Here is a 22580-nt window from a genome sequence, read left to right as displayed (position 1 = left end):
CCTATTTGAAAATAGAACAAGAAAGCTAAGTACAATTTATCTGTGCTTAACTTTCTTATATAATATATGATTTAGTGCCTCAGATATTCCGAAGCGTGATCGATCCAGCGTTTAAAGCGAGTGAGAGCATCTTCCTTATCGCCGCCCTTTACCTCAGCCACTGAGGGTGTTTCGATCTCTATATACTCTATCTGAGATTTATCAAGCTTTTGCAGACCCAGTTCGTTCCTTGCATATTCCTCGACCTTGGTCATATTCATTCTCTCTGCTATCTCAGACTGCATACTTACATTTTCGTTCTGCAGCTGATCGAGCTGCTTTTCCAGACCGGCCCTTTCATTGTAAAGTCTGGATATCTCCACCTTGCCGTAGATAAGGCTTCCCATCAGAGAAACAGCTATGATTATCAGTATAGCCCACGCCAGCTTCGCACCGATGCTCATAGCAGGAGCAGCAGGGATAGCATTGGGCTTTTTCTTTTCTTCATGTACAGCCGTTCTGCCATGTTCGGGATTATCCACGTAAGGCAGTTCGAATTCATGAGCCAGATTGCTGTGGTCGTTATATTTTGTCATTTATGATACACCTCTATACGCGCCCCAAAAGCGCACAGAAAATTTTACACAAGCTTCCTTTTTGTCTGTCTCTCTTTGTCTTTTCCCGTCACTGCGGGTCGTTCTTTATCTTCTCTATTATCCTGAGTTTTGCGCTGTGTGCGCGCTTGTTTTCTTCGTTCTCTGTATCTGTTGGTTCGATCGGTTTCTTTGTTATGAGCTTTCCTCTCGGAGTTCTCCCGCAAACGCACACGGGAAAATCAGGCGGGCATATACAGCCCTGACAAAAGCTCTTGAATCTTTGTTTGACCAACCTGTCTTCAAGCGAATGGAAAGTGATTATGCAAAGCCTTCCGCCCACGTTCAGCAGATCGAAAGCCTTGTCCAGCGCGGTGCTCAGATGTTCCAACTCCGCATTTACCTCTATCCTTATCGCCTGAAAGGTCTTCTTGCAGGGATTTTTCTCTCTTCTGACCTTCTGGGGTACAGCCGATTTTATCACCTCGGCAAGCTCCAGCGTGGTCTCTATCGGTTTTTCTTCCCTGACCTGAACTATCTTCTTTGCGATATTCCGCGAGAATTTCTCATCGCCGTACTCAAATATTATCCTCGCCAGTGTCCGTTCATCGTAACCGTTTACAACGTCACGTGCCGAAAGTCCTTCACTGCTCATTCTCATATCCAGCGGAGCGTCCGCGTGATACGAAAATCCTCGTTCCGCGTTATCCAGCTGATAGGAGGATACGCCCAGATCCATCAGTATGCCGTCTGCGCCGTCAAGACCGAGCCTTGCGAATATCTCGTCCAGTTCGGAATAATTTCCGTGAACAACAGTCGCAGGCAGTCCCGACAATCTTTCCGTCGCAACAGCCACCGCCTCGGGATCTCTGTCAACAGCGATGAGCCTTCCCGTGGTCAGCCTTTTGGCTATCTCACGCGAATGTCCCGCGCCGCCCGCAGTACCATCGCAATAGATGCCATCAGGCTTTATATCAAGTCCCTCGATGCACTCGTTCAGCAAAACAGAGACGTGCTTGAATTCCATTTATATCCCAACTCCTTCAAGAGCCGCCAGCAGTGCTTCATCGTCCAGCTTCGCACTGCGTTCCTCCCACCTGCATTTATCCCAGATTTCGCAGCGGTCGGTCAGTCCCATCACGATGACTTCCTTTTCAAGTCCCGCCCAGTCTCTCAGCGGCTGAGGCACCAGTATCCTTCCCTGCTTGTCCGCTTCGGCTTCAATGGCGCTGCCCGTGAAGAACCTTATGATATCCCGTCCCGATGCCAGGGGCATCTCACGGAACTTTTCGTTGAGCCTGTCGAAATCCTCGGGAGAGAATACCAGCAGGCAGTGGTCGATACCTCTCGTAACGATGAAGCGCTCGCCGATGATCTCACGGAACTTTGCAGGGAAGCTCATGCGTCCCTTTACGTCCATGCTCTGATTATAAGTACCCATCAAGGTCTTTAAAGCCAAGCGCTCACCCCCTCACGGACATATCTGCCGCGACTTGGTAAAACTTTGACACCAAATCGCACTTTTTACCACTATGAACATTATACAGCATAATGAAAAAAATTGCAATTGGTATTTTTCCTGAATTCTTGAAGATGCAGGGAAATTTATTGTACTCGGCACGATCTACTTGTAACCTGATGTCGCATTTTGTAACTTTTAGAGAGGGTTTTGTAATTTTTCTGTAACTTGTAAACTTTTTATTAACTCAAACCAACCACTATATCTGGGTGTTTGACCCATTAAATTTTCGGATATTTAGTTAGCGAACACACATATAATTACAAAATTATTACACTGCTCGCCGTGAAAACTGCCGCAAGGGCTGTTCCTATAGTCCTATTGTACCACAATAACTGGTACTCGTCAATAAGTTTTCTTAAAAGTTCACACAAAATACAGAACTTTTGTTACTTTATCGATTTAATGCGTAAATCAACGTACAGTTAAAACTTACATTTTTTGCCAAAAACTAAAAATCGGTTACAGCACATTTTGTTAACGAAGTTAATTATTACAATATCGACCCCACATAAAATTTTCGTAGAAATACACCCCATGAGTGACAAACCGCCCACAAACGATCTCATTTTCCCAATTACCCCCAAGGTTTTCAACATTCTTTTCGTCATTATGCATAAAAGCATCCTATAAACTATTATCCGCAAACGTTTAAGGCGGTGCCCCCGCAGTAAGCACCGTCTTTGATATACCATATAAGATCAACGCCGTACCGGTCACCCCATCATATTGTGCCGACGGCGTATTCTCCGCGGATGCGTCAAGTGCCGATCTCATCTGCAAGTATGACGCACTTTTGTATCCCCAAAAAATCAAGCACGCCCGCAGACTGCGAACGTGCTCAAATATCAGACTATTTACTTTTCGGTATCCGCAATATTATAGCCAACGGCTGAGTTCTTAGAATCAAAGATATACAGATAGTTATCGTACACCGCAAAACCCTCTGTATCCTCAGAGGGATGAGCATAAAATCCCTCCAGCTCAACAGTTTCAGACGGCGTTGTATATACCTGTTTCAGCTCGTCCCCCTGAACTTCTATCAGGATATAACTCAGACTTGAGGTTATGCTGTTGTAATAATAGTATTTTGGCTCATCATTGTCATCATACTTTACTTCGACTTTATCGAACTCACCGGTTTCGTCAACGTTCAACAAGTCTATGTATTCGTCCTCGGATATCTCTTTGGCATCACAGTCGATCATGCTCTCAATTGCCATACACATATATTTTCCTTTTATCTGATAAAACGAAGAATAATCATTATCGAACGGCAGGTCTTTCAGCTGAGATATCACTCCGGGCTTGTGCAAAGGCAACTCCTCTGCATATTTAACATCATCGAAACTCGGGATAACTGCTTCTCCGTTTTGTTTCATATCATATACCCTGCGCCCCGCCTTACCCTCGGCAACATCTTCGGGACGAAGGCTAACAAGCTGTATCGTACAGTTCATGTTATCTTCCGATTCGCCTGATACCAGCATATGTAGCAACCTGCCGTCTTCCACAGCACCGTTATATCCATATCCTGCCCATGCCGCAGGCGCCGAAAGCGTATCCTCTTTGTAACTGATAGCTTTAGGAGAGTTTATATCACTCAGATCCACCGATTCAAGTATCAGCACATCTTCATCGTCACGGTCCAGATCTTCGATGATATCCGCAAAATATACAGTTGAGCCATCAAACGCCGCAGTATGCCAATCCACGCCCCATAACTCAGTGTCATCGGAAAGTTCATCGAGGTATACCGAACGCACGTACTCTCCCAGATAGTTCAGTTCCTCATCAAAACACATTACACCACTGCCGTTGACAATATATAGTATCCCGTTTTCTATTATGAATTCATTCGAACCATTATTGATGTAATATGACGTATAATCCGAAATAACACCGAAAGATACTCCCGTATCGCTCGGGATATTACCAACAGCTTTTAGCTCCAGTCCTGCCGAGGTATCTATGCGCATCAGCTGCACTGAGTCCCCATCGCTATCATCGCATGACGACTTCAGTATCATATCGCCGCCGCTTTCCACCATGCCGAAAAGCTCAGCAGTCAGCACCATCTTGTCAGTACACATCATATCTCCCGAGATATCAATGCTGCTCATTACCGTAAGCTTTGAACTCTCAGCAAAGGAAGAAATATATATATCGTCCTCCGATATCAGCGATGCTTCACCGTTTTCATATATATCAGGAAGAAAAGCAGGTCTGCCCGAATTGTACGCCTCAGCTTCAGCAGCCTTTTTGCCCGTGTTGTACTGACTTATAACCGTTATCCTGCCATTATCGTCAACGCAGAGCTTACCCATTATGCCCGGCTGTTCGTACTCATAAAGAAGCTCTTCGCTGTTCTTGTCAAAAACGCATACCCCGCAGTACTCCTGGCAGATCTTTTTGTCGTCTATTATCTCGGGCATATGAAAATTATACGCCGCTATCAGATAGTTGCCCTGCAGCTTCATACCCACGATGTATGGTCCGTACTTGGTGCCGTTTTCCTTGAATACCTGATTTTCGGCAAGTTCCTGCCTGATATATGTGCTGTCCATCAGATCATTCTCTGAAAATACCGCCTTGCCCTTTTCAAGTTTGCAGGTGTTTATAGTTGTAAATCTTGATCTGAACACCTTGTCATTTTCCTGCAAAAATGTTCTTAGCTTGCTTTTTTCTCTGCTGTCAGCCTCAGCAGGATCGCTGTCTGTAAGCAGTTTTATATCTCCGTAGCTGTAAGAACTTTCGTAAAACCTACTCAAATCGCTAAAGATCTGCTCTTCCGTAAAATTATTGCTGCTTATATATCTCGTATCTGATATATAGTTTGAATATTCCCAGTTTTTGTCGTGGCTTTCAATTAAATATGTATGCAGTGATTTATAAGAACCTCGCCTCAGACCTGAGAAATCTATATCATCTCTTTCCTCTTCTGCTTGAGAGCTGACATTTTCCGTACCCTTTGATTTTTCGGGAGTTTTTCCGCCATGAAGCATAAATCCGATCCCGCCCACAACAGCTATCACAGCGGTAGCCGCAGCTATCTTCGGGAGATCACTGCGCTTTCTGAAAGTTCGCTGTTCCTTGTTTGCAGCATCTATCGCCGCAGATGTTATCGCCACACTGCCGTTATCCAGCATCTCACCGATATTCTCAGGAAGAAGCTTTTCGGGTATCGGGAACATTTCTTCCTGACCCTTTATCAGCACTCCGCGCCTGAAACCTTTCAGACCGCTGTTTTTAAGCCTGTTCCTGCCGTCAGAGAGATTCGATTTCACTTCAAATGGCTTCATATCGGTGATATCCGCGATATCAGCCGCCGAAAACCCTGCTATGCCATTCAGCGCAAGGCAAAGCCTTTCCTTGTGGGATATCTTTTCGATCTCTTTCAATACCTGCGGCACATCTGATTTCCCGACTTCCCCACCTCGTGAAAAGCCCTTATTCCTGCGGTATTTTTCAGCATTCTCCATAAGCACCGAGAATATCCTTACATCGAACTCTCTAGCCGTACATTCACCGTCAAAAACCGCGTACATCGCAAGCACGCCCTCACGAACAGCTTCACCCGCATCGGCTTCACTGCAAAGCACCGCCAGTGCGCTGTAATAAAGCTTTTTATACAGCCTGAGATATTGTTTTTCAAAAAATGATCTTTTATCGTTGGTATCCAAAGTCTTCTCCTTTTGTCCTCAACTCGTTGTTTCTTCTACTAAATTATAAGCCCCGCTATGAAAGCCGCTGCCGAAGCGCCCAGCGCCACCGCTATCAGCGGAAGTTCAAAATAAGCCATCACCAGCGCGACTATCGTTCCCGCCGCGGCAGTGACTGTACTGCCCGTGCTGTAGAATATGGCGGGCATTGTCATGGCACTGAGTACCGCATATGGTATGTAGTGCAGAAAACTCAGCCAGAATCTTGAAGTTATCTTCTTCCTGAAAAATGTAAAGGGAACCATGCGTATCAGGTAGGTAACTCCCGCCATCACCGCTACATAAATCGCTATACTCATTCTTTTCCCTCCTGCTTATCTTTTACAGGGAAAAGCCAGGCTCCTGCCAGCGAAGCCGCCACCGCGCAAATTATCATCGCAAATCCGCCTGACACAGCAGTGAAAACATACTTGAACAGCAGACTTATCACCACTGCTATCAGCGATACCGCCAGCACGCTTTTTTCCTTTTTGCAGGGAGGTATCACTATCGCAATGAACATACCATACAGCACCAGTCCCATAGCGCTTGATACAGCCGCAGGAAGAAGCTGACCTGCCGCCGCACCCATTGCCGTACCGCTTACCCAGCCCAGCACAGCCACGAATATCATACCGTACATATATGCCGGTGTCAGCGGAGTTTCCTGTGCGGCACACACCGCAAATATCTCGTCTGTTATGCCGTAGCTTGCCGCTAACCTGTGGGGTGTTGTGAATTTCTTGTCCAGTTTCTGTGAAAGCGACAGCGCCATCAGCGAATATCTCATATTTATAGTTATCTGCACAAGCACCATCTCCAGCAGAGTTCCCCCTGCCGCAATGATGTCAACGCCTGCCGCCTGTCCCGCGCTTGTAACGTTGGTCAGGGATATCAGCGAAGCACAAAGCGCACTTAGCCCATTGCTGACCGCCATTATGCCGAATCCAAAGGATACCGACAGATACCCCAGCATTATCGGCACCCCATGCGACATACCCCTTACGAAATCTTTTTTCAAATCTATTCTCCTATCTTAACGGGTCTCCCCATATAAACCATGATGATACTGTATTCAGCGCAGGTTTATAGTCTCGATGACTTCCTGCATAAGCTCCGCAGACTTTTGCTGTTTTGCCGCTGTCACCGCGAAATACGGTTTCAGCTCGTCCACGAAGCGCACACGGCTCTTGTATTTTCCTGCCAGCGCCGCTATCTGCCTTGGCTCTAAAGTCGTGATATAGAACTGCATCTTCGGACCCATCTGCTTTATTTCCTTTATGCCAAGCCTTGAAGCTCTGTTTCTCAGCAGTGCTATCTGCACCAGACCAAGCACCGATTTCGGCGGTTCTCCGTAACGGTCAATCAGTTCGTCCAGAACATCGCGTGAATCCTCTTCCGTCGCTATCGAAGCTATCTTGCGGTACGCATCAACTCTCTGCGCCGCATTTTCAATGTAGCCATCGGGGATATAAGCATTTATCGCAATATCCACAAGGCAGTCCTCAGGCGAATGAGGTATCTCCTCGCCCCTCTGCTCAGCTATGGCTTCGTTGAGGAGTCTTAAATACATATCGTATCCCACAGCCTCCATATGACCGTGCTGTTTTGCCGAAAGTATACTTCCCGCGCCTCGTATCTCAAGATCGCGCATAGCTATGTGGAAGCCCGAACCGAACTGAGTGAACTCCCTTATCGCCTGCAATCTCTTGCTTGCGGTCTCGTTCAGCACTTTACCGCGCCTGAATGTGAAGTAAGCAAAAGCACGCCTGTTTGAACGTCCCACGCGACCTCTCAGCTGATGCAGCTGTGAAAGTCCCAGCCTGTCAGCGTCCTCGATTATCAGCGTGTTCACGTTAGGAACATCTATGCCCGTTTCTATCAGCGTAGTGCATACAAGTATATCCACCTCATGCTCAACAACCTGCCGCCATATCTCGGATAGCTCTTTTTCGTCCATCTTTCCGTGGGCATAGGCTATCCTTGCATCGGGCAAGCTCTTTTGCAGACGGTCAACCGTCCTGAGTATGGTATCTATCCTGTTGTGTATATAGTATACCTGTCCGCCGCGCCTTAACTCCTTGCTTATGGCTTGCAGTATAACGCCGTCATTATGCTCGATAACGTAGGTCTGTATCGGATGTCTGTCCATAGGCGGCTCTTCTATAACTGACATATCCCTTATGCCACTGAGAGCCATGTTCAGCGTTCTGGGTATAGGTGTCGCCGAAAGGGTCAGTATATCCACCCCGGGGTGGTTCTCCTTGAACTTCTCCTTGTGTGCCACACCGAAACGCTGTTCCTCGTCTATAATGGCAAGACCCAAGTCCTTGAACTCAACATCCTTTGATACCAGCCTGTGTGTACCTATTATCAGGTCAACAGTACCCCTTTTAAGTTCGCGAACTATAGCCGCCTGTTCCTTGGGCTTGCGGAATCTTGACAGCAGTTCCACTTTCACCGCGAAATGCTCAAAACGCTTAATCGCCGTCTGATAGTGCTGCCATGCAAGTACCGTGGTGGGTGCCAGTATAGCACACTGCTTTCCGTTTACAACGCACTTGAAAGCCGCCCTCAGCGCAACTTCCGTCTTGCCGAAGCCAACATCACCGCAGAGAAGTCTGTCCATCGGGGTGTGCTTTTCCATATCGCCCTTTATCTCGTTTATCGCCCTCAGCTGGTCATCGGTCTCCTGATAATCGAATCTCTCCTCAAAATCCCTCTGCCAGTCATCATCGGGCTCAAAGGAATATCCCTTTGCCATCTGGCGCTGTGCATACAGCTTTGTAAGCTCCTCAGCCATATCCTTGACAGCCGCACGCACCTTGTTCCTGGTGCGGGTCCATTCGGTGGAATTCAGCTTGTTCAGCTTCACACCGCCGTCTTCACCGGGACCCACATACCTGGATACAAGGTCAAGCTGAGTAACAGGCACATAAAGTACATCCGTGCCCGCGTAGCTGATGGTGATGTAATCCTTCTTCACACCGCCTGTTTCGATGTTCTTTATGCCCATGAATTTGCCTATGCCGTACATGGAATGTACCACAAGGTCGCCAGAATGTATATCAGAAAGCGCTTTTATCTCCTCGCCCGCCTTGTGCTTGGGCTTTTTGCGCTTCGAGGACAGGGCTTTCATCTGGGTTATCAGCGCACAGCCGATGGTCGGATAATCATATCCCGCCGAAAGACTGCCTGTGCGCACATATACCACTCCGGGCTTTATCTCGAAATCCTCACCCATCTGCACAGCGTTTATCCCCGAATCTTTCAGGTCTTTTACTATGATAGGCACAGTCTTCTCCGAACCTGCCAGCACCACCGTGCAGTAGCCGTTATCGCAGAGCGTCTGCAATTCTTCCTGCAAAGCCACCATGCTTCCGCCCCATGCAGAAGTCTGACGGCAGTCGGTATTTATCAGCTTTTTGAGCTTCACACTGTTCAGCGAGCGCATGAACGTATCCATAAAGATAGTCTTCATGTTGACTATCCTGCTCTCCGCCTGACCCATCTCAAGGCAGAAACCCTCAAGCCGCTTGAAAAGTATGCCCTCGGTGTAGAGTATCTTCAGGTCTTCCGCCATCTGTGCCAGTGCCGCCCTGCCTTTTTCTATACAGTTGTTGTATTCCGAGACAGCACAAAAGCCCCCGCCGAAGTAGTCGAAGACCGTAGCGGTCTCGCTGTACGCAAGGGTGTAGTATTTATCAAGGTCGGTGAGCATTATGCCGCTCTCGATAAGGTCGATATCCTTTTGGATATGCTCTCTTATCTTGTCGATAAGCTTGCCCCTCGCAGATTTTGCCAGTTCTTCCATACGCCTTACCTGCTCGGTACTATCAGGGAAGATTATCTCCAGCGCAGGTGCGATAGTCACCTTATCAAGCGGATCGGAACGTCTTTGGGATTCAACATCGAAATACGCCATCATATCCACTTCGTCGCCCCAAAGCTCGATACGCACAGGCTGTTTATCCTGAACAGGGAATATATCTATTATTGAACCCCTGACAGAAAACTGCGCCGCACCCTCCACCTGGTCTGTTCTGGTATAGCCCGCCGCCAGCAGTTTCCGCGAAAGCTCTTCCGCATCAAGTTCACTGCCGTTTTCAATAACGAAAGTGTTCTCCCTCAGTGCCGCAGGAGGTATGGTGCCTTGCAGACAGGCTTCCATGCTTGCTGCCATTATCCTGCAATTGCCCGATACTATATCCGAGAGCGCCGCTATACGTCTATGCTCGTATTCACGGGATATCCCCTCCATATAAGCAAAGTTCATATCTTTTGCAGGATAAACGCAGGCTATCTGCTCCCCTGCCATTTCGTTTATATCCGCCGTCATTTTGGTAGCGTCAGCTTCATCAGCGCATATCAGCAGGCACTTGCCCAGCGATGACAGCGCCGCCGTCAGCATAGCCTTGTGTATACCCGAAACGCCCGTCACCGCCGCAGGAGTATAGCCTTTCAGCAGGCAGTTTTTGATATCCTTGTAATGTTCAAGACGGCTTGCTGTTTCAAAAAAAATATTCATCACATCATACCCTAAAAACTACGCATTGAATTTGTTCATAGCTTCATCTGTCTTGCCCTGCACCATAAGCTCCAGCGCAATGCAAGCCTTTTCAGCGGCATCATCCAGATTTTTCCTGTCCTCTTCGCTGAATTTCGAGAGCACCCATTTTGCAAGGTCATATGCGGGATTAGGCTTTTTGCCCACACCCAGCTTTATCCTCGGAAAGTTTTCACCATCGCACTGTGCTATTATGCTCTTGATGCCGTTGTGTCCCCCTGCCGAGCCTTTTCTTCTTATCCTCATCTGACCCACATCAAGGGAGATATCATCGAATATCACGATGACATTTTCAAGTGGTATCTTGTAGAAATCCATAGCCTCCGACACCGCATCACCGCTGAGGTTCATAAAAGTCTCGGGCTTCATAACAAGACAGCTTTTGCCGCCTATAACAGTATTGCCTACCTTAGCCTTGAACTTGTGCCTGTCGCACGAAAATCCCAGCTTTTTCTCCAGTGCCTCAATGGTGATGAAGCCCGCATTGTGTCTTGTGCCCTCATACTGTATCCCGGGGTTTCCCAGCCCCACGATGATATACTCGGGTTTTGTACCTGTTTCCCCGCGCTGTGCGGAGAGCTGTTTCAGCTTTTCAAAAATATCCATATTCTTACTCCTGTTATCTGATATATATTAATGTTCGTTTTTACAGATTTAGACTTGCGCAGGGAATTCCCCGCATTCCTCTTTATACGTGCCAATGCGAACGTATCCGTTCGTACTTTTCACAAACAGATGCAAGCACAAAATCCCCGACTTTCTCGAAGTCGGGGTGTGTACTATTGCTTATTGTATTATATCACATCGCGGTCGGATTTGTCAATAGCCGAATTACCGCCGTTTTACGCTTATTCTATGCTTATAGTCAGTATGCCGAACTTGTCTTCATCCGGGAAATAGCCCGGTTTCTTGTCAACGTTGTTCTTCATTACATCTGTATTCCAGATACTGCCATTTTTCATAAGGTCTTCAACAGCTTCGTCATAGCTGTCCATATTCGCAAACATTATATCCAGACCGCCATCCTCATAGTGTTCGTTCAACAGCGAATTTACCTGATCGAAACTGTAGCTTTCAAGGTACAGCCCGCTCTTTACATAGTAATTTTCATCCATCGAACTGCACACAGGCACAAAAGGTACATCTTCCTCAACTGTCCGGTCTTTCATTAATCGGCTGTCGTCAAGCATGAAATACTTGTGCATGGGAACATAAGCAAATTCACTCTCCGTCGCATTCTCATCCCAGGTCACATCTAACCAGTAGTATTCGCCGTCTATCTTGACATAGTTCCATGCGTGCTTCTCATTTCTGGCCATTCCGCAGACCATACCGCACTCAAAGCCCATCTTCTGCGCCGCCAGAGAAAATGCCTGGGCATAGCCCTCGCATACCGCTTTGTGTTCAACCAGACAGCCATAAGAAGACCCTGCAAATCCGATATTTTCCGAATCCGTGGCTTTCGCCGCATCGTAATCATAATCACATATCTCAATAAGCTTGTCATGAAGCAGTAGCAGCTTGTCGAAATCAGCAGCGCCCTCGCTCGCTTCCTTTACGACCTTATCAAGCGATCTGTCCATATCCGCTTTCATTTCAGCCAGGGTCTTTTCATCAAGATCGTGAATGCTGTCACATTCAAGGGTAGTCGTGGAATAATCCGTGCTTACCGTGAAACCGCCTGTCCAGAAAACATCGGGACGGTCATACCTAGCGCCGTAGACCGCATTCTGAACCATCTCAGTGCTTACTACACCGTCAAATACTATCTTGCGCTTGCACTCAGCCAGTTCTTTATAGATCTTTTCATTGACCTGTTCCTGAGTATACGAGCTTTTTTCTATGGAGTGAGCTTCTATCTTTTCGTCTACTTTCTCGCTGATAGCTTCTTTAATATCGCTAAACCCGCACCCGCTGAGCATAAGTGCCGCCGCAAGCATCGGGAAAAGTGCTTTCTTCATTTTGCTGCCCCCTTAAAGGTATCGTTCTTATATTGTATCATGCAGAAGTAAATTTGTCAACGCTCCGAATAACTACTTTTTGCGATGATCAAAACCGATCTTGCTGATCTGTTTTTCGTCATACACATCTGTTAACAAACAAACCTTTTATTTTTGTACATGGAGCATATCTATAACTATATGGATAATATACACAACGTCGCATGAGCCCTTTTATAGAAACTCGCCATATAAGGCGCTCGCTTATGAATATATGACATTGTAATTATTAACAAATTCTAAATGTTTGTGATAATAACGAAAACCTCTTGAAATTCTAATCAAATCGTAGTATAATATAAACAGTACAAAGACAGCTAATTGTTTAAGTACTCACCGATACCCCGACAGTACGGCGATACTTTTTTGAAAAGGAGAGTTTCTATGGAACTGAAAAATTTCATCGCTCACGGCGACATCTATGACATCTACGAATGTGACGGAAAGTCCATAAATATTTACAATAAGCCTGAATATAAGGAGAAGTGCCTTTATGCTGCACTTACTCACGCAAGATGTGAGACCACAATGGTAAACTCCTTCATCAAGACCCCCATACTCCATGAGGTATCTGTGATAGACGGCAAATGGGCTATTTCCTTTGATTTTATCAAGGGCAAGACCCTCCAGCAGCTTATGGACGAAAATCCCGACAAGATGGACACTTACCTCAGCCAGTTCATCGATATCCAGTGTGAGATACACGCACAGTATATGCCCCTGCTTTCCAAGCTTAAGGACAAGATGGCGCGTCAGATCAAGTCACTGGCAGCTATCGACGAGATAAAGAAGTACGAGCTTCTTACAAGACTGGATTCCATGCCCAAGCACATAAAGCTCTGCCACGGCAATTTTGCCCCCAAGAATGTTATCATCAACGATGAGGGCACCTATGTCATCAACTGGTCGGCAGCAAGACAGGGTAATGCTTCAGCTGACGTAGCAAGAACTTATCTGCTGTTCTGCCTTAACAATCCCGATCTGGCAGATTCATACCTCGACAAATATTGTCTGAAGAGCGGCACATCCAAGCAGTATGTACAGGCATGGCTCCCGATAGTAGCTGCTGCACAGCTTATCAAGGGCAGAGAGGAAGAAAAGGATCTTCTCATGCGCTGGATAGACGTTGTAGATTATTCCTGAGTCCTCGGCTAAACAAATCCAAACTCATCAATAAAAAAATCCGAGCGTGGACAACAAAAGTCCACGCTCTTTCTTTTTGCCCACCAAGATAACCCACTGTCCTTGTAAAGCAAAAGCCCCTCAGTGCCATAAGCACCAAGGGGCTGTAATTATTCAGATCAGGAAGCCTTTTCCTCTTCTTCAGCAGGCTTTTCGTCTGCCTTCTCAGTTTCCTTCTTGTCTTCCTTGTCCTTTTCCTCGTCCTTCTTCTCCTCAGCCTTGGAATCGTCAGCCTTTTCTTCCTTGCTGTCGTCCTTGTCCTTCTCAGGCTTTGCAGTAGTAGTGGTCGTGGTCTCCTCGGGCTTGGAATCATCAGGCTTCTCTACTGCGCCGGAGTCAGCGCCGCTCTTGGTGAGTGTGTAGCCTTCCTTGTCGCCAACCTGCTTGTTGAAGTCTGCCATAGTACCATAGTAGTTATATCCGGTGCTGCTATAGCTTTCATTCTTGTAATACTTGCCGTCAGCGTAGAGAACGTCATTGATATAGATAGCAACAAAGAATGTTGCAGAAGGCTTCTCTTCATCATCTGTTTTAACCTTTACTTCGTATACACCGTATACTCTGTTTACATAGCCGCTGATATTGCTGTAATTGTTCTTGTTGGAGAAAGCAACATAAACGTCTTTCAGTGTCAGGCTGTCAACCTTCTCAACAGTACCCTCGAACTTAACGTTAGTTGCATTGGACAGCCAGGAAGATCTTGCATCCTGAAGATGCTCCCTGACTTCACTTTCCTCGTCAGCGATCAGATCCTTGAGATCAGCACTTGCATAAGCTTCAGAACCATTAGCTGCTGTTACATATGCAGGCATTGTATCGTCAACTGTGAATTCCTTTACATAATAACCGTCAGAATCAACTTCACCCTTGAGCTTGTAGCCATCGTCCTTGAGACTGCTGTAAGCATAAGCCTTGACCTTGAACTTGTCACCGACCTTCAGGTTGGAGCCGTTATCGATATTGAAGTCTACATTGTCTATTATCAGCTCACCCATATCGTCATTATCAACATCGTATATGGTCAGGAAAGGAGCGCCGCCTCTGTACTCGAACTTGATGTTCTCGAACGGATCGATCTCCTTCAGCTCGGTAAGACCTGATACCTCATATTCCTTGGTAAGTGCATCCTGGCTCTTTACAACGTAGTACTTGCCGTTAGCCTCATATACAATAGCATCGCCCGACTTCTCAGATCTGCCGGAATAGATCTCACAGGTTACCTTTACCTTATCGCCGTTCTTCAGACCGTTGGAACGATCAGCGCTATAGTATATAGACATACCTTCGATAGACTCGGAAGTTGTATCGATCTTCACTCTGCCGTCACCGTCGATACCGGAGAACTCAACATTGACATACTTGCTGTCGAAAGGATCAAACTCAACGCCATCTTCAAGATCCTTTACCTCGATCTCAAACTCAGTGTTTGTGAGCTTGATCTTTGCATTCTTCAGCTCCTCAGCATTATAATCGATCGTTACCTTGATCTTGTCGCCGTTCTTCAGATCTTTCTCCTTATCGAACTTGGCTTTGAGAATGTAATTGCCCTTGGAGTTTGTCTTCAGCAGAGCCTTTCTCATTGTAACCAGATCCTGGGGATCCTTTGCCTTGTTCCATGCTTTCTTCAGTTCTTCTGCATTGAGAGAAAAATAAGGGGATACCTTCTCATCGCCTAACAATTCTGTAAGCTCTTCCGCATCTGAACCGGTCACACCGGTGAGATGCTTCATATCCTTGCTCAGCAAAAGTAACTTATCATATTCATCATACACATAATCAGGATATGCATTGAGCTCACCTACTACGGTACCATGCTCGTTCAGACCCTCAAAATCGAACTTGAACAGTTCCTTTGCATCGATTTTCTGATACTTTGTCACACTTGCAATGATGCATATCAGTGCGATAATTGCCGCTATCGCAACTAAAGGGATCACGGCGATCAAGGGGTTCTTTTTCACCTTACCCACGATTTTCTGGATAGTCGGGTTGGGCTGCTTGGGTGCAGCAGCTGCTGCCTGCGGATTGTACTGCTGTGTCTGACCGTACTGCTGGTCAGGTGCAGACTGTGTTGCGGTACCATCGGAAACTACTGCTCCGCAAACGCCGCAGAACTTCATTCCGTCTTCCATCTGTGCACCGCATTTGGCACAAAATTTCATAGCTTTATCCTCCTGCTCTTCATGATATACTTGTTACAAATTAAAAAATTTGAACATAAATGTACATGATAAGTATAAATCATTAATAACCTTTTGTCAAGACCGACTTTGACATTTTTCGACTTATCACAAATACCCACTTAGATTACAAATATCTTTGAGTATTTTACACTATTTGTAAATATATGTCTGCGGGGTCTTTTTGCCTGCGGTATCATACCACTGCATACGGTGGTATGCGGTCGTATGTCTTTGTATACGTTTCTTTATTTTGCACAAATGTGTCGTATGGAACATACTCATGTATACATATTACGGCAGATAGTGTCAGCACTTATGTTGGGATACGATCATATACGGTCGTATTCCATGGTATACGATTTTATGCGGTCGCATACGATCGTATACGCTTTTTGTCTTCAAACAAACGTTCCGTGTGGAACATTTGTGTTTTTATGATCGTACTGCGGAGGACAGGGTCGCCCCTCGTTCCTATGGTTTGTGTGGGGACATCTGTCGCCCCTGACGGGTCGAGAAATCAACTAACAGCGACTGCGTCGGCTGTGGCTATCGCCGTTGATTTCAGGCGCGGCAATATTTTTACGCCGATAGTTTGAGCGCGGACAGTTGTTTTGTCCACGCTCGTATTTGGGTTATTGCCGCGCCTATTGGTCGATAGTATGCTGTTCTCTTATTGTTCGCTGTGCATTTTGGTTTTGCGCCTTGGTGATTGAGGGCTCTGCCAACAATTATGAATTGTGAATTAACCCTGTCCGTAGTATGCGTTCTTTCCGTGCTTGCGCAGATAGTGCTTATCAAGAAGTTCCTGCTGTATCGGAGCTATACCGGGATTCAGCATAACTGTATGGAAATTCATGAAGGCTGCTTCTTCAAGTACAACTGAATTGTGTACCGCATCAAATGCGTCCTTACCCCATGTGAAAGGTCCGTGGCTGTGTACAAGCACTGCGGGTATGCTCATGGGGTCGATACTCTTGAAACGCTCGATGATGACTGTGCCTGTTTCTTTTTCATACTCCCCTGCTATCTCCTCGGGGGTCATCTTTCTTGTGCAGGGTATCTCGCCGTAGAAATAGTCACCCTGTGTGGTGCCGTAAGGGATAACGCCCTTTCCTGCCTGTGCAAAGCTTGCCGCCCACTTCGAGTGGGTATGTACTATTCCGCCTACCTCGGAAAATGCCTTGTAAAGTTCCAGATGTGTGGGTGTATCGCTGGATGGCTTGTAATGACCCTCAACAACATTTCCCTCAAGGTCAACAACAACCATATCTTCCGCTTTCATTCCATCATATTCAACACCCGAGGGCTTTATAACTACGAGTCCGCTGGCACGGTCTATCTCGGAAACGTTGCCCCAGGTGAATTTTACAAGTCCGTACTTGGGCAGAAGCAGATTTGCTTCCAGCACCTTCTGTTTAAGTTCTTCTAACATTATTTTTTCCTCCTGTTATACTATTAAAAATTCTGATTATCCCTTTACCACACCACTTAAAATGTCGTTTACTATAAGTCCGATGTGTCAGCGGGATAACCATATTAAAAATTATAGCACATAAAATTGCCGTTCTTTTTGAATCCGAAATCGGTATACAACAGCACGCCCATATCAGATGCGGTAATGTGAACCGCACCACAGCCTGCTTTTCTTGCTTCTTCCACTACCAGTGACAGCAGTTTTTTCGCTATGCCCTGCCTGCGTTGATCGGGGTCGGTGAACATACTGGAAAGCAGTCCCAGTTTGCCCGAAGGACAGCTGAAATAGGGCGGTTTCTCAACTATAGACATTCCGCTTGTGCCGATTATCTTATCGCCATCCAGCGCCAGCCACGAAACGAAAGTGCCGTCTGCCATATGCCTTTTGTAGTAGTCGGCAAGGTTGGGGCGCAGGTCGATATCCTCAGTTGCACCCTCCTCGCGAAGCTGTATTATGCGCATGGTGATAAATGTGTCAAGGTCTTTTTCTTCAAGTTTTCTGTAGGTTATCTCCATGTCGTTCACCTTTCTTCCGCCCGAAGATACGGGGTTATTTCGCCGAGCATATATCCTGCATACTCTTTTGCTAAAGCGCTGTCATATTCACCTGCTTTGGCAGATGAATATTCTTCAAGGGCTGAACATATCAGCCCGCAATATTTTTTGTGGATATTCTCCATTCCCCATTCTCCGCCCTCTTTTTTAGAGAGTATCAGCCCATCACGGCAATATGCCAACACCCTTGTGAGGTTCAGTACAATATACATGGGGTCATCACATATGTCAGCCTCGGCATTTTCGATATCACACCAGATGCTGTCGAGATAGTGCGCCCTGTCGACCTCGCCAAAAACTTCCTCTATTGGTTTGCCGCAGAGTGTCTTGCCGCGGCGGGTGATTATAGTGAAATGTGCCGCAAGATCTTTATCCTCGCCTTTCATGTTTTGGATATAGCCCTCGGGGTCAGATTTGTACCAGCCCAGAGTACCCAAAGAAAAATGCAGTTCAAAGGGCGTGGGATAGACGAAAGGTCTGCACACACCTGCTTTTACTACGCTCATCTCGATACCCTTGGCAGGGGCTTTTTCATTCAGGGCAACAACCATTTTCATGAATCGCCGTTTTATATCATCGGTTATTGTATCACTGACAACCACTATAAGGTCGATATCGCTTTTTTCGGGATTGAAACACCCCATCACCGCAGAGCCGTGGAGATATATCCCAACAAGGTCATCGCCCAGTATTTCAATGCTTTCCCTGACGAAAACATCCGTCAGGGAACTGTATGTATCTTTACTCATTGCTTTTTCTTTTTCGGCTTTTTATCCGTCAGCTGAAAGCTCTGCTCGATCAGCCCGAATATCTCGCCGTCCTCGATATCGCTGTCGATTAGTATGCTCACCCACAGCCGCTTGTTCATGTGGTACGCCCGAAGAAAGCTCTCCCGCTGTACCAGTATATCCACCAGCAGAGGGTCGCACTTTACGTTCATAACATCGGCTGTGCCATCGCCCTCGATGCCAAGGGTACTGCGCTTGACTTTCATGATTATGCCGAACCACTTTTTGGTATCGTTATGGCGGAAGACAGCAGTGTCGAAATCCCCCTCGAAGAGGTATTCGGGTAACACGCTGTATTCCTTTTTCATGAACGATATGATAGTTTCTCGCCTGCTCATTTCGTCTGAGCCTTTAAATATTTATATCTCGCCGAAAGCCTTAGCGCCTGCCAGACCTGCGGAGTAGTTTTCCATATACTTCTTCCAGCCTGCGTTGCCTGCGGCATCGGGTGAAAGTGTAGACTTCTCCATGCCTGCAAAAGCACGCTTTTCAAGCCAGTCAGCCAGAGTTTCGCCCTGCTTTTCGATACCGAAAGCCGCCAGCAGAGCCATGCCCCATGCGCCGCCCTCGCCTGCGGTGGACATTACGCTTACATCGCTGTTAAGGGCATCTGCAAGCATCTGCTGAGCCACGCCCTTGACCTTGAAAAGTCCGCCGTGACCTGTGATGCTCTTGGGCTGAACACCCTCTTTTTCAAAGAGGATATCGTTGCCTGCTTTCAGCGCCGCCATAGCGCCATAGAGCTCTGCGCGGAAGAAATCAGCCATTGACATAGCACTGTCGGGCTGACGGTAGTATGCGGGCTTGCCATTTGCAAGACCCACAACAGGCTCACCGGAAATAGTATTATATGAAACCACGCCTCCGCAGTCGGGAGCGCCGTTAAGTGCGTTCTTATAGAGCACTTCGTAAGCTGTGGAAACATCAACCGGATTGCCTGCCAGCTTGGAGAATTCTATAAACATATTCACCCACTTATCCAGTTCGCCGCAGCAGTTATTGCAGTGTACCATGGCAACGTCTGCGCCGTCGGGGGTAGTGACAACGTCTATCTGGGGATAGTGACCTTTCATGGGCTTTTCAAGCACTATCATTGAGAATATGGAAGTACCTGCGGAAACGTTTCCTGTGCCCTCGCGGACTGCATTTGTTGCTGCCATGCCTGTGCCTGCATCGCCCTCGGGAGGACAGAAAGGCACGCCTGCTTTCAGGCTGCCTGATGGGTCAAGGAGCTTTGCACCTGCTTCGGTGAGTTTAGCTGTGCTGCCCTCAGCCGCAGAATGTACAGCGGGGAGGATATCAGCGATATCCCAGCCGAAAGCCTTTACCTTGTCAAGGGCGCGGAATTTAGCCAGCATATCCTTGTCATAACCGCCGTCACGCACGGGGAACATACCCGATGCATCGCCTATACCAAGCTCTCTTTCGCCTGTCAGCAGGAAGTGTACAAAGCCTGCCAGTGTATTTATATGGGCGATATCCTTAACGTGAGGCTCGCCGTTCAGTATAGCCTGATAGAGATGTGCAATGCTCCATCTTTCGGGGATATTAAAGCCGAAAAGCTGTGTGAGCTCTGCGGCAGCTTCGCCTGTGATGGTGTTTCTCCATGTTCTGAAAGGCAAAAGAAGCTCGTCATTCTTGTCAAAGGCAAGATATCCGTGCATCATGGCAGAGATACCCATTCCGCTGAAAGTTGTCAGTTCAACGCCGAATTTGTCTGCAACATCTTTTCTGAGGTCTGCATAGCAGTCCTGCAAGCCATTGATGATATCCTCTCTTGAATATGTCCACACGCCGTTTTCAAGCTTATTTTCCCAGCTGTGGGAGCCACCTGCTACGGGCACGAGATTTTCGTCCACCAGGCAGGCTTTTATACGTGTCGAGCCGAATTCAATGCCCAGATATGCCTTGCCCTGCTCAATGATGTCTTTAGTTGTCATGTCTATTCTCCTTTATGATATGATTTTTTACGTTTCAATTAATGTCCTGATTTTTTCGGAAGTTCGGCTTTATCGGTGAATATGCTTTCATATCCCGTAGCTACGGCTTTTCCCGATGCCAGATCAATGTATCTTTCCGCGTCCTTTGAATTCATTATCCGCAGATCACGGTCGGCGCTGTGCTTATCAAAGGGAAACCTGGGCAAACTTCTCAGCAAGTCAAGGTCAGACAGCACAGTACCAAGTCTGAAATACACAAACAGCAGATATGCAAGCATCAGCAATATCTCCGCCGATAATTCATTAAACAGAAAAATCACGAAAGGGACCATCAATGCCGTCGGTAAAAAAATGAGCCAGCGCCGCCTGATGCTCACAGTGCTTATCATCGCGCCGCTGACCGCAAAGCCGATATAGTAAAATGCCCTGCCCACAGTAAAGCTCATGGCGCCCTTGACAAAACCCGAAGCTTCATATACCAGAAAGCTCGTCCAGCCGATAAATCCATATATCACCAGCGCAGGCAGCAGCGGGATAAAGGTCATACGTGCCAATCTCTTTTGTTCCCTCAGCCTTTTGCGGTATATGTCAGACAAGTCCTCATCAGGCATAGTCATCCAGCATTCGTGGAGATCCTCCATATCACGCACCTCCAAATTGTACTTACAACTCATTATACCACATCAAATTGATGATTACAAGTCATATGATTGTTGATTATTTTTCATAAATTGTGGTATTTCTTACGATAGCAAAAACAGCGGACAGCCACACTGTGACCGTCCGCTGTTTATCATTATCATATTGTCATAATCCAAGCCTGTCTATCTTGTCCATAGCAAGCTTGGCTTCTCTTTCAAGATTCGCGTTCTTGTAGTGGATATTGTAAACAGCAGTCATATAAATATCTATCAGATCGGTGTTTTCCATGGTGGGACACATGGGCTGTATCATGGCATCGCTCATCATCTGACGGTTAGCCTCGTACTCAACGCCTTTAAGCAGACCTCTGGCTTCAAGCGCTTCAGCGGCTGCACTGCTTATGGGAGTACCCTTTGTCATTTCAAGGGAGATAGCCATATCCGAGCTGTTTATCAGATAGTTGACAAGCTTTCCTGCTTCTTCGGGATTTGCAGTATCCTGCCTTATGGCATACAGACCTGTGGGCTTTTCATACCAGCCGTAGCTGAGATAACTGTCCGTTGTCAGGAATGGACCTATTGCCAGTTCCATTTTCATATCGTTTATAGCGTCCTCAAAGTATCCGGGATCGGAAGCCCATGATACGGTACCAGCGTTCTTCATCATGGCGAAATCGCGCCTGTCATATTCACTGCCAAGCTTTGAAACCTTTTCGTCAACTATCCTGGTGCTGAATCTCAGCATAACAGCCAGATCTTCCTGTGTGAGTGCGGGTCTTCCATCCTCATCAAAAGGCTTGTGACCAGTAGTCTGCTCCATATACGCGCAGGCTGTCATCCAGTAGAATTTCTCTGTCAGCGATATAGGATAGATATTGTCCCTGCGCATGACCGCAGCAGCCGCGAACAGGTCGTCCCAGTTTTGAGGGATCTCCAGACCGTAGCTTTCAAAAAGGGTCTTATTGTATATGAATGTGACTGCGTTGAAACCATAGGGCACAGCTTCAAGCTTTCCGTTCATCATACCGCAGCTGAGGGAACCCTCGGGGTATGTAGAGAAGTCTATATCCTCAAGATCGGACAGCACATAGAACTCGTTGCCGTCCCTGGTATACTCATACAGCCAGTCATAGTTCAGCTGCATAACGTCAGACTGAGTGCCCGAATACATCTGAACGTCCATCTGGGATTTGAATCCCGAGAATTCCGAATACTTCGGGCGTACATTTATGCCGCTCTGCTCGGTAAAAATATGCAGACCATTCAGCGTTCTTTCGTTCCTGTCGTCGGTACCCCACCAGGAGAAACTTATCTCGACAGGTTCGTCTTCCTCTTTCAGCGTCCTTTCGTGACAGCCGCAAAGCACCAGCATGACAGCCGCAGTCAGTACCGCTGCAGATCTTTTAATAATATGCTCCATCATTTGTGTGTGCTCTTTTCCTTTTTATATATAGCGTAG

The 22580-nt window shown here is 46.8% G+C and carries 18 protein-coding genes; 1 reads left to right on the top strand and 17 read right to left on the bottom strand.

Annotated elements, in window-relative coordinates; genetic code table 11:
• Window positions 1-71: 71 nt before the first annotated feature.
• The 9 genes from BM265_RS01485 to BM265_RS01445 all read right to left on the bottom strand — a co-directional run bounded on the left by BM265_RS01485 (window position 72) and on the right by BM265_RS01445 (window position 12320).
• Complete coding sequence (locus BM265_RS01485; RefSeq protein ID WP_074959714.1) at window positions 72-575, bottom strand: septum formation initiator family protein; 504 nt, start codon at window positions 573-575, stop codon at window positions 72-74.
• An 88-nt stretch (window positions 576-663) separates the two neighbouring features.
• Window positions 664-1599, bottom strand: coding sequence for a 16S rRNA (cytosine(1402)-N(4))-methyltransferase RsmH (gene rsmH / locus BM265_RS01480; protein WP_074959713.1), 936 nt, complete (start codon window positions 1597-1599; stop codon window positions 664-666).
• A complete protein-coding gene (gene mraZ, locus BM265_RS01475) occupies window positions 1600-2031 on the bottom strand; it encodes a division/cell wall cluster transcriptional repressor MraZ (RefSeq protein WP_051506341.1) in 432 nt (143 codons plus the stop codon).
• 917 nt (window positions 2032-2948) lie between these two features.
• Complete coding sequence (locus tag BM265_RS01470; protein WP_074959712.1) at window positions 2949-5774, bottom strand: sigma-70 family RNA polymerase sigma factor; 2826 nt, start codon at window positions 5772-5774, stop codon at window positions 2949-2951.
• Window positions 5775-5812: 38 nt separating this feature from the next.
• Window positions 5813-6112: an AzlD domain-containing protein gene (locus BM265_RS01465; RefSeq protein ID WP_074959711.1), complete on the bottom strand. Its 300-nt coding sequence runs from the start codon at window positions 6110-6112 to the stop codon at window positions 5813-5815.
• Window positions 6109-6813 carry an AzlC family ABC transporter permease gene (locus BM265_RS01460; protein ID WP_074959710.1) on the bottom strand — a complete coding sequence of 235 codons (705 nt, stop codon included), beginning with the start codon at window positions 6811-6813 and terminating at the stop codon, window positions 6109-6111. Before BM265_RS01460 ends, BM265_RS01465 begins: the two co-directional genes overlap by 4 nt.
• Window positions 6814-6867: 54 nt before the next feature.
• On the bottom strand, window positions 6868-10320 hold the full coding sequence (mfd, locus tag BM265_RS01455) for a transcription-repair coupling factor (RefSeq protein ID WP_074959709.1): 3453 nt from the start codon (window positions 10318-10320) through the stop codon (window positions 6868-6870).
• An 18-nt stretch (window positions 10321-10338) separates the two neighbouring features.
• Complete coding sequence (gene pth / locus BM265_RS01450) at window positions 10339-10965, bottom strand: aminoacyl-tRNA hydrolase (protein ID WP_074830587.1); 627 nt, start codon at window positions 10963-10965, stop codon at window positions 10339-10341.
• Window positions 10966-11207: 242 nt separating this feature from the next.
• Window positions 11208-12320, bottom strand: a complete 1113-nt coding sequence (locus BM265_RS01445; protein ID WP_074959708.1) for a transglutaminase domain-containing protein — start codon at window positions 12318-12320, stop codon at window positions 11208-11210.
• A gap of 423 nt (window positions 12321-12743) precedes the next feature.
• Between BM265_RS01445 and BM265_RS01440 the strand changes: the two genes are divergently transcribed.
• Window positions 12744-13502, top strand: coding sequence for a phosphotransferase family protein (locus BM265_RS01440; RefSeq protein ID WP_074959707.1), 759 nt, complete (start codon window positions 12744-12746; stop codon window positions 13500-13502).
• A gap of 158 nt (window positions 13503-13660) precedes the next feature.
• Here the strand turns inward: BM265_RS01440 and BM265_RS01435 are convergent, their stop codons facing one another.
• From BM265_RS01435 to BM265_RS01400, 8 genes are all read right to left on the bottom strand, one after another.
• A complete protein-coding gene (locus BM265_RS01435; RefSeq protein ID WP_074959706.1) occupies window positions 13661-15703 on the bottom strand; it encodes a zinc ribbon domain-containing protein in 2043 nt (680 codons plus the stop codon).
• Between the two features lie 763 nt (window positions 15704-16466).
• A complete protein-coding gene (gene araD / locus BM265_RS01430) occupies window positions 16467-17156 on the bottom strand; it encodes an L-ribulose-5-phosphate 4-epimerase (RefSeq protein ID WP_074959705.1) in 690 nt (229 codons plus the stop codon).
• 104 nt (window positions 17157-17260) lie between these two features.
• Window positions 17261-17713 carry a GNAT family N-acetyltransferase gene (locus tag BM265_RS01425; protein WP_074959817.1) on the bottom strand — a complete coding sequence of 151 codons (453 nt, stop codon included), beginning with the start codon at window positions 17711-17713 and terminating at the stop codon, window positions 17261-17263.
• Between the two features lie 5 nt (window positions 17714-17718).
• Window positions 17719-18501, bottom strand: coding sequence for an aminoglycoside adenylyltransferase domain-containing protein (locus BM265_RS01420; protein WP_074959704.1), 783 nt, complete (start codon window positions 18499-18501; stop codon window positions 17719-17721).
• Complete coding sequence (locus BM265_RS01415; protein WP_242940745.1) at window positions 18498-18848, bottom strand: MmcQ/YjbR family DNA-binding protein; 351 nt, start codon at window positions 18846-18848, stop codon at window positions 18498-18500. Before BM265_RS01415 ends, BM265_RS01420 begins: the two co-directional genes overlap by 4 nt.
• Window positions 18849-18899: 51 nt before the next feature.
• Complete coding sequence (locus tag BM265_RS01410) at window positions 18900-20480, bottom strand: xylulokinase (RefSeq protein ID WP_074959702.1); 1581 nt, start codon at window positions 20478-20480, stop codon at window positions 18900-18902.
• A 38-nt stretch (window positions 20481-20518) separates the two neighbouring features.
• Window positions 20519-21121: a hypothetical protein gene (locus BM265_RS01405; protein ID WP_074959701.1), complete on the bottom strand. Its 603-nt coding sequence runs from the start codon at window positions 21119-21121 to the stop codon at window positions 20519-20521.
• Window positions 21122-21287: 166 nt separating this feature from the next.
• On the bottom strand, window positions 21288-22544 hold the full coding sequence (locus tag BM265_RS01400; RefSeq protein ID WP_074959700.1) for an ABC transporter substrate-binding protein: 1257 nt from the start codon (window positions 22542-22544) through the stop codon (window positions 21288-21290).
• Window positions 22545-22580 lie beyond the last annotated feature (36 nt).

The sequence above is a fragment of the Hominimerdicola alba genome, assembly GCF_900112155.1.
Lineage (GTDB): Bacteria > Bacillota > Clostridia > Oscillospirales > Ruminococcaceae > Hominimerdicola > Hominimerdicola alba_D.
Note: the sequence above shows the minus strand (reverse complement) of the source record. Positions and strands in the feature narration are given on the sequence as shown.